Raw genomic sequence first — 9,164 nt, 5'->3', positions numbered from 1 at the left:
TAAGCCGGGAGGAGCTGTCCTGACCCGGGGCGTCTTTCGACGTTCGGGGTCAGTGGCCTGTATTCGTGTAGCCGCCTCACCTAACGAGGTGCATACCAGACCGATGATGCACGACGGGTAGGGCGCGGTCAAATTCCGCGTGCCGTGTTCGCGATTCTTTATGCTCCCATTCACCTGCCCCACAGGCTTCGTCCAGCTTTATCCCGGCTGAGCTGGGCTTACGGGCTCACGCGGGCGCAATCCGTCGAACACCAGCGCGACGAGGAAGTCGGCGACCTGGGCCGCGGTGACGCCATCGTCGGTGCTCAGCCGCCGCTGCGCCAGCTGCCCCACCAGCGCGGCCAGGCTGTGGGCCACCATCCGCGGCGGGGCGGCCACCACCTCGCCGCGCGCCTGCGCGCCGACGACGACGGATTCGATGTCGTCGACGAACCGCTCGTACATGCCGCCCAGCTGCTTCTCGAAGCGTTCGCCGAGCGCGTAAGGGTCGCGCAGCAGCAGCTTGATGGTGTCCTTGTCGGCCTCGAAGAACTCCAAGGTGGCTTGCGCGGCGACTTGCAGAGATACCCACAGCGGCACCTGATCCGGGCCGTCTGCGGCCGCGGCCAGAGCAGCGCCGACGTGGCTGCGCAGGGCACTGTCCTCGGCCGCCATCAGCGCGTGGAACAGCTCGTCTTTGGAGTGGAAGTACCAATAGACCGAGCCGTAGGCCAGGTTCGCCCGCTTCGCGATGTCGGCGATCGTTGTCGCGTGAAAACCTTTACGCGCGAACACTTCTTTCGCGGCCGCCAGGATCTGGTCACGCCGCTGCGATTTGTCCTCGTCGGTGACCGCGCGGCGCCGGCGGACACCGCTGCTCACCTGTCGACCAGACCCTCGAGGCGCCCGACGGCGTCGATGAACTCCTCGACCATGTCCAGGACGACCGCACGCGTCGGCCGGACCCGGTCGAGCGATCCGACGACCTGGCCGACGAAGTAGGTGGCCAGCTCGCGGGCCCTGGAGTCGGGATGGGTGGCGGCCTTGTTGATGCGCACCTGCGACTCGGCGATCAACGCGCTCTGCAGCGGCATGCCGAGCGGGGCGGGACTGTCGGGGCGCTCCCACTCGTCCGTCCAGGCGGTGCGCAGCATCCGGGCCGGCTTTCCGGTCATCGACCGCGACCGCACCGTGTCCGTGGAGCTGGCGGCCAGGAATTTCTCCTTGACCGCGGGGACCGTCTCGGCTTCCTCGGTGGTCAGCCACACCGACCCGCACCAGACGCCCTCGGCTCCCAGCGCCAGGGCGGCGGCGACCTGGCGGCCCCGGGCGATGCCCCCGGCCGCCAGCACCGGGACGGGCGCGACCGCGTCCACCACCTCGGGCACCAGCACCATCGTGGCCACCTCACCGGTGTGGCCGCCGGCCTCGGTGCCCTGCGCGACGATCAGGTCCACCCCCGCCGCGGCGTGCCGCTGCGCGTGCCGGGTGGTGCCCGCGAGCGCGGCGACCAGCACGTCGTTGTCGTGGGCGCGCTCGACGAGATCGGCCGGGGGCGGCCCCAGCGCGCTGGCGATCAGCCGGATGTCGTGGTCGAAGGCCACGTCGAGCAGGGGTTCGTAACCCTTGGGAGAGATGTTGAGGCCGCCGGGCGGCCGGCGGGTCTGGTCGACGGTCGCGGTGACGCCGTAGCGGGCCAGCAGATCGTCGACGAAGGCGCGGTGCTCCTCGGGCAGCAGGTCCCGGGCCTGCGCGGCGTCGATCCCGCCCCGCTCGGACCCGACGTATTTGGGCGGCAACAGCAGATCCACCCCGAAGGGCTTGCCGCCCGTCCGTTCCGCGATCCAGGTCAGCTCGTTTTGCAGGCGCTCGGGACTGTGCGCGACGGCGCCGAGAACCCCGAATCCGCCCGCGTTGGTCACCGCGGCGACGACATCGCGGCAGTGGCTGAAGGCGCAGATCGGGAACTCCACGCCGAGCAGTTCGGCGGCCCTGGTTCGCATTCGCCGACGCTAAGATTTGATGACTGATAAGTCAATCTAGTTTGCGAACGCTGGAGAATTCGGCACTCACGACACCTCGGGTGTGGGTGGGCGGCCGTCCGGCGGCCAGCTCGCGACGCCGTCTTCCAACGGGACTTCGAGGCTGTGCAGGATCGACGCGATCATCCGCCACGCGCCGATCGCGGTGACGAGTTCCAGCAGAACCTTTGTGTTGCCGTTCAATTCGTGCGCACAGGCCGCCCAGCTCGCCGCGCTGACCGCCCCGTCGCACACCACATCGTCGGTGGCGGCCAGCACCGCGCGCTCGGCGGGCCCGAAGGAGTCGTGGTGCCGCCAGTCGCGCACCCCGAGCAGGTCGTCGGCCGGCACCCCCAGCCGGCAAGCGACCCGCCAGTGCTGCGTCCACTCGTAGTCGCAGGCGGTGAGCCAGCCGATCCGCATGATCGCCAGCTCGCGCAGGCGCGGGTCGAGGTCGCCGTGCCACAGCATCGTGGCGAGCAGGTCGTTGATAGCGCGCGCCAGCGGTGGATGGTTGAGCAGCACCTGAAAGATGCTCAACTCCGCCATGTAGTCGGGCACGGCCGCTTCGTCGGCGGCGGCTTTGGCTTCGTCGAGCGGCAGTCTGGGCACCCGGGTTGTCGTCATGGCATGCGTACTCCATTGTACTGGCGGGAATCCGTTGCGTTCACCGGCAATGGTATCCAGCGGGTGGGTGCCGGACACAACGACGACCCGCCGAACGGGTCGGGCTCAGCCGATACCGAAACATCCTTGCGTGCAGCGGCTTTCACCGGTCCACACCACGGGCGACCGGAAACCGTTGCCGCCCAACGCCCGTCCGGCAGCCACGGCGAAATCTCGGCCCGCCGACCAGGCATGGCGGACCGCCCCTAACATTTCGATCGACCCGGGCCCGCACACGGTTTGCGCATGCGGTCGACGAGGTCCGATCCGTCCCCGTCCAGAAGACGGTTCGAGCCATTAATTTAACGCTTGTGTAGTAACGATCAGGCTCACGGCGCGGCACACATTGATGTGGAATACGTCACTCATGCATATCAATTCGCCGAATTGCCCACGTGGATTCCCCAAAGCACCTACCATCACGCCATCGGGCTCCACTGGAACGCCACTTCCAGGCGCCGAACTCGCGTCTGCCCGGACCTCGCCGGGGCAGCCGAAAAGCAGCGCCGAGGCGCCCGATCACCGCTCGGCGAAGCACCGCCGATGCGGCAGTCCCCTGTTACATCGACGGGCGCTTCCCCGGGAGAACGCCCACCCAACTGCGGAGGGCTAAACCACTGTCGCACTCGTCCGCCGCACCGCGGCCCGATCCCACGAATACTGGACAACGTTGGCGCACAGCGCCTCTAGCTGCGGTTTCTACCCGATCAGCAGGTATGGCAGGGGCGCGATCGCCTAATGACCGATGAGTCAGTCAAGCCGGTGGGCCGACTTGACCGACTCCTGAGGATTGTAAATTTTTTGTACGTCCGAACGATTTTTCCGCGCAGGTGAACCGAAGCCGCTACGCTGCAGATCGCGCCAAGGTCTAGCGGCAGGGTTCGACTGCGGGGGTCGATGGGTTCTTCGTGCGGCACTGCGATGTTCGCGACCAGCACTGAAAATTCAACGATATTTCTCGAAGCGCTGATAAGAGCTTGCGGCAGTGATAGGAACTTCAGGATAGGCAAGGAGAGGTGAAGGACAGTGGATAGGGCAGGAGTTACTCCGGTAGCCGTCATTGGGATGGCATGCCGGCTGCCGGGGGGCGTCAACTCCCCTGACCTCTTTTGGGAAGCATTGCTGCGCGGCGACGACATGGTCGTCGAGATCCCGGCCGACCGTTGGGACGTCGACTACTACTACGACCCCGAACCGGGTGTCCCCGGACGTTCGGTGTGCAAGTGGGGCGCGTTCCTCGAAGACATCGGCGCATTCGACCCCGAGTTCTTCGGCATCTCCGAAAAAGAAGCGACCGCGATGGATCCACAGCAGCGCTTGCTGATGGAGACGGCGTGGGAGGCCATGGAGCACGCCGGCCTCACCAAGGCCACCATGGCCGAGGCCACCGGTGTGTTCGTCGGATACAACTACAGCGACTACGAATTCGTGTCGGCGGCCACCGACGCGTTCGACGGGCCGTACGGAACGCCGGGCACCATTTCCTGCATGGCCTCCGGGCGCATCGCCTACGCCCTCGGGGTGCACGGACCGGCCGCGACCATCGACACCGCTTGCTCGTCCGGCCTGTTCGCCGTGCACCAGGCCTGCCGCAGCCTCGCCGACGGCGAGAGCGACCTCGCCTTCGCCGGCGGCGTCAACGTGATGCTCGAACCGCGCAGGTCGGTGTCCGCGTCGGCCGGCGGCATGCTGTCGGGGACTGGGCACTGCCACGCCTTCGACACCAAGGCGGACGGCTTCGTGACCGGCGAGGGTTGCGTGGTGCTGCTGTTCAAGCGCCTGGCCGATGCGCAGCGCGACGGCGACCGGATCCTGGCGGTGATCCGTGGCACGGCCGCCAACCAGGACGGCCACACCATGAACATCACGATGCCGTCGGCGGAGGCGCAGGCCGCGGTGTACCGCGCGGCCCTGACCGCATCCGGGGTGGACCCCAGCACGGTCGGCATGGTCGAGGCGCACGGCACCGGCACGCCGGTCGGTGACCCGATCGAGTACTCCAGCCTCGCCGAGGTCTACGGCGTCGACCAACCGTGCGTGCTCGGCGCCGTCAAGACCAACTTCGGACACACCCAGGCCGCCGCCGGCGTGCTGGGGATGATGAAAGCGGTGCTCGCCGTCCAGCACGGCGTCGTTCCCAAGAACCTGCACTTCGAGGCCCTGCCCGCCGAGATGGCCCAGATCGAGACCGGGCTGTTCGTGCCGCAGGAGACCACGCCCTGGCCGACCAACGGTGGCCAACCGCGGCGGGCAGCGGTGTCGGCGTACGGCCTCTCCGGCACGAACGTGCACGCCATCGTGGAGCAGGCACCCGATACCACTTCACGCAACGGCGCGGTGATCGACACCCGCCACGACGGCGCCCTGCTCTTCCCGCTGTCGGCCTCGTCGGCCGAGGGGCTGCGCGAGACCGCCCGGCGGCTCGCCGATTGGGTCGAGGCCCACGCCTCGGAGCTGACGCCGGCGGACCTGGCCTACACCCTCTCCCGCCGGCGTGGGCACCGCCCGGTGCGGACGGCGGTGCTGGCCGGCACCAACGCGCAGCTGGTCGAGGCGCTGCGTGAGGTCGCCGACGGCGACACTCCCTACCAGGAGGCGGCCGGCAAGGACGACAAGGGCCCCGTGTGGGTGTTCTCCGGCCAGGGCTCGCAGTGGGCGGCGATGGGCGCCGACCTGCTGGCCAACGAGCCGGTCTTCGCCGCGACCATCGCCGAGCTGGAGCCCCTCATCTCCGCCGAGTCCGGGTTCTCGGTGAGAGAGGCGCTCACCGCGCCCGAGAAGGTGACCGGGATCGACTGCGTGCAGCCCACGCTGTTCGCCGTGCAGGTCGCGTTGGCCGCGACCATGAAGTCCTACGGTGTGCGGCCCGGCGCGGTCATCGGCCACTCGATGGGCGAGTCCGCGGCGGCCGTGGTCGCCGGGGCGCTGTCGTTGCAGGACGGGGTGCGGGTCATCTGCCGGCGCTCCAAGCTGATGACGACCATCTCCGGCAACGGTGCGATGGCCTCGGTGGAGCTGCCCGCCCAGCAGGTGCTCTCGGAGCTGATGGCCCGCGGTGTCGACGACGCCGTGGTGGCCGTGGTGGCCTCCCCGCAGTCCACCGTGATCGGCGGGGCGACCGAAACGGTCCGCGAGCTCGTCGCGGCGTGGGAGCAGCGTGAGGTGATGGCCCGCGAGGTGGCCGTCGACGTGGCATCGCACTCGCCGCAGGTGGACCCGATCCTCGACGAGCTGTACGAGGTCCTGGCCGACATCGAGCCGTTGACCCCCGAGATTCCGTACTACTCGGCCACCTCGTTCGACCCCCGCGAGGAGCCGTACTGCGACGCCAACTACTGGGTGGACAACCTGCGCCACACGGTGCGGTTCTCCGCGGCGGTGCAGGCGGCGTTGGAGGACGGCTACCGCGTCTTCGGGGAGCTCGCACCGCACCCGCTGCTGACCCACGCCGTCGACCAGACCGCCAAGAGCCTGGACATGACGGTGGCCGCTCTGGCCGCCATGCGGCGCGAGCAGCCGCTGCCCCACGGGCTGCGCGGCTTCGTGGGCGACGTGTACTCCACCGGCGCCGCGGTGGACTTCTCGGTGCTGCACCCGAGCGGACACCTGGTGGACGCGCCGCTGCCGTCCTGGACGCACCGGACGCTGCTGCTGAGCCGCGACGGCCACAGCTCGCGGGCCCTGCGTTCCAGCGTGGCGGTGCACCCGCTGATGGGCCAGCACGTGCGTCTGCCCGAGGAGCCTGAGCGCCACGTGTGGCAGGCCGAGATCGGCACCGCGGTGCTGCCCTGGCTGGCCGACCACCAGGTCCACGGCACGGCCACCCTGCCGGGTGCGGCCTACTGCGAGATGGCGCTGGCCGCGGCCCGCACCGTGTTCGGTGAGACGGCGGAGGTCCGCGACGTCCGCTTCGAGCAGATGCTGCTCCTGGACGAGGAGACACAGGTCAGCCTCACCGCGACCGCGGAGGCCCCCGGTGCCCTCAACTTCTCGGTGGAGACCACCGACGAGGGCATGCAGGTGCGGCGCGCCAGCGCGGTGCTGTTCGACGTGCTCGACGAGGAGGAGCACCCGCCGGCGCAGGACATCGACGCCCTGCTGGCGGCCCACCCGAGCCACCTGGAAGGCGCCGACCTGCGCGACGCGATGGACCTGTGCGGCATCCAGTACGGTCCGGCCTTCACCGGCCTGGCCGCCGCGCACACCGCCGAGGGCACCGGCACCACGGTGCTGGCCGAGATCGGGCTGCCCAGCGTGATCCGGACGCAGCAATCCAGCTACGGCGTGCATCCGGCGCTGCTGGACGCCTGCTTCCAGTCGGTGGCCGCTCACCCCAGCGTCGCGAACGCCAGCTTCGGTGGCCTGCTGCTGCCCCTGGGCGTGCGCCAGCTGCGCGTCTACGGCCCCGTCCACACCGCCCGCTACTGCTACTCGCGGGTGACCGCGGCGACCGGCGGCGCCGTCGAGGCCGACCTCGACCTGCTGGACAAGCACGGCGCGGTCCTGTTGACCGTGCGGGGGCTGCAGATGGGCACCGGCTCCGCGCCGGGCAGCGAGCGCGCCCGCGTGATGAGCGAGCGGCTGCTGACGGTCGAGTGGCAAAAGCGGTCGCTGCCCGACGTGGCCACCGCCGAGCCCGGAACGTGGCTGCTGATCAGCACCTCCGATGCCGCGGACCTGGTGGCGGCGTCGTTCACCGACGCGATGAAGCTGCACGACACGGAGTGCACGACGATGTCGTGGCCGCAGGACGCCGACCACGCCGCCGTCGCCGAGCGGATGCGCAACCAGATCGGCAACGGCGGGTTCACCGGCGTCGTCCTGCTGACCGCGCCGCAGAACGGCAGCCCCGACGACGAAAGCGCCGCCCGGGCTGGCGAGTACGTCCGCCACCTGGTGCGAATCACCCGCGAGCTGCCCGAGCTCGAGGGCGAGGCGCCACGGCTGTACGTTGTGACCCGCAACGCGCAGACGGTGCTCTCCGACGACCGGCCCAACCTCGATCAGGGCGGCCTGCGCGGCCTGCTGCGCGTGATCGGGGCCGAGCACCCGCACCTGCACACCACCCACATCGACGTCGACGACAACACCGACGCCGAGCAGGTGGTTCGCCAGTTGCTGCTGGTCGGCCCGGAAGAGGACGAGACGGCGTGGCGCAACGACGAGTGGTATACCGCACGGCTGTGCCCCTCGCCGCTGCGGCCCGAGGAGCGCCAGACCAAGATCGCGGTCCACGAGAGCGACGGCATGCGCATGCAGATCCGCATGCCGGGCGACCTGCAGAGCATGGAGTTCACCGCCTTCGACCGAGTCCCGCCGGGGCCCGGGCAGATCGAGGTGGCGGTCACCGCGTCGAGCATCAACTTCGCCGACGTGCTACTCGCGTTCGGCCGCTACCAGAGCCTGGACGGGATCCTGCCGCAGCTGGGCACCGACTTCGCCGGCGTGGTGACCGCCGTCGGACCCGACGTGACCAACCACAAGGTCGGCGACCACGTCGGCGGCATGTCCCCCAACGGCTGCTGGGCCACGTTCGTCACCTGTGACGCGCGCCTGGCCACCAAGCTGCCCGAGGGAATGACCGACGCGCAGGCGGCCGCGGTGACCACCGCGCACGCCACCGCCTGGTACGGGCTGACCGACCTGGCCCGCATCAAGGCCGGCGACAAGGTGCTGATCCACTCCGGCACCGGCGGCGTGGGGCAGGCGGCCATCGCGATCGCCCGCGCCGCGGGTGCGGAGATCTTCGCCACCGCCGGCAGCGAGCAGCGCCGACAGCTGTTGCGCGACATGGGCATCGAGCATGTCTACGACTCGCGCAGCGTCGAGTTCGCCGAACAGATCCGCCGCGACACCGACGGCTACGGCGTCGACATCGTGCTCAACTCCGTGACCGGTGCCGCGCAGCTGGCCGGGCTCAAGCTGCTGGCCCTGGGCGGGCGGTTCGTCGAGATCGGCAAGCGCGACATCTACGGCGACACCAAGCTGGGGCTGTTCCCCTTCCGGCGCAACCTCGCGTTCTGGGGTGTCGACCTTGGATTGATGTCGGTCAGCCACCCGGAGCAGGTCAGCCAGGTGCTGAGCACGGTGTACCGGCTGACCGCCGAGGGCACGCTGCCGATGCCCGAGAGCACGCACTACCCGCTGGCCGAGGCGGCCACCGCGATCCGGGTGATGAGCGCGGCCGAGCACACCGGCAAGCTCATCCTCGACATCCCGCACGCCGGGCGCAGCAGCGTCGTGCTGCCTCCCGAGCAGGCTCCGGTGTTCCGGCGCGACGGCTCCTACATCATCACCGGCGGTCTGGGCGGCCTGGGGCTGTTCCTGGCCGAGAAGATGGCCGAGGCCGGCGCGGGCCGCATCGTCCTGAGCTCGCGCTCGGAGCCGACGCAGAAGGCGCTTGAAACGATCGAGCTCGTCCGAGCGATAGGTTCTGACGTGATCGTGGAATGCGGCGACATCGCCCACGCCGACACCGCGGAGCGGCTGGTGGCCACG

At 69.6% G+C, this 9,164-nt stretch carries 4 protein-coding genes and 1 riboswitch; of the genes, 1 reads left to right on the top strand and 3 read right to left on the bottom strand.

Annotation, left to right across the window (positions count from 1 at the left end):
- Nucleotides 1-95, bottom strand: a riboswitch (M-box (ykoK) riboswitch). This riboswitch is flagged as partial in the annotation.
- Nucleotides 96-198: 103 nt separating this feature from the next.
- The 3 genes from AC2VOR_RS00510 to AC2VOR_RS00500 all read right to left on the bottom strand — a co-directional run bounded on the left by AC2VOR_RS00510 (nucleotide 199) and on the right by AC2VOR_RS00500 (nucleotide 2,627).
- Nucleotides 199-861 carry a TetR/AcrR family transcriptional regulator gene (locus tag AC2VOR_RS00510; RefSeq protein ID WP_486963002.1) on the bottom strand — a complete coding sequence of 221 codons (663 nt, stop codon included), beginning with the start codon at nucleotides 859-861 and terminating at the stop codon, nucleotides 199-201.
- A complete protein-coding gene (locus tag AC2VOR_RS00505) occupies nucleotides 858-1,982 on the bottom strand; it encodes an NAD(P)H-dependent flavin oxidoreductase (RefSeq protein WP_486963001.1) in 1,125 nt (374 codons plus the stop codon). The genes AC2VOR_RS00510 and AC2VOR_RS00505 overlap by 4 nt, the downstream gene beginning before the upstream one ends.
- A gap of 66 nt (nucleotides 1,983-2,048) precedes the next feature.
- On the bottom strand, nucleotides 2,049-2,627 hold the full coding sequence (locus tag AC2VOR_RS00500) for a carboxymuconolactone decarboxylase family protein (RefSeq protein ID WP_369739061.1): 579 nt from the start codon (nucleotides 2,625-2,627) through the stop codon (nucleotides 2,049-2,051).
- Between the two features lie 1,065 nt (nucleotides 2,628-3,692).
- On the opposite strand from AC2VOR_RS00500, the gene pks2 reads away from it, so the two are divergent.
- Nucleotides 3,693-9,164 (top strand): sulfolipid-1 biosynthesis phthioceranic/hydroxyphthioceranic acid synthase (gene pks2, locus AC2VOR_RS00495; RefSeq protein WP_486963000.1); only part of this gene is annotated, 5,472 nt, incomplete at its 3' end.

The organism is Mycobacterium sp. TH-M103, from assembly GCF_057473785.1.
Note: the sequence above shows the minus strand (reverse complement) of the source record. Positions and strands in the feature narration are given on the sequence as shown.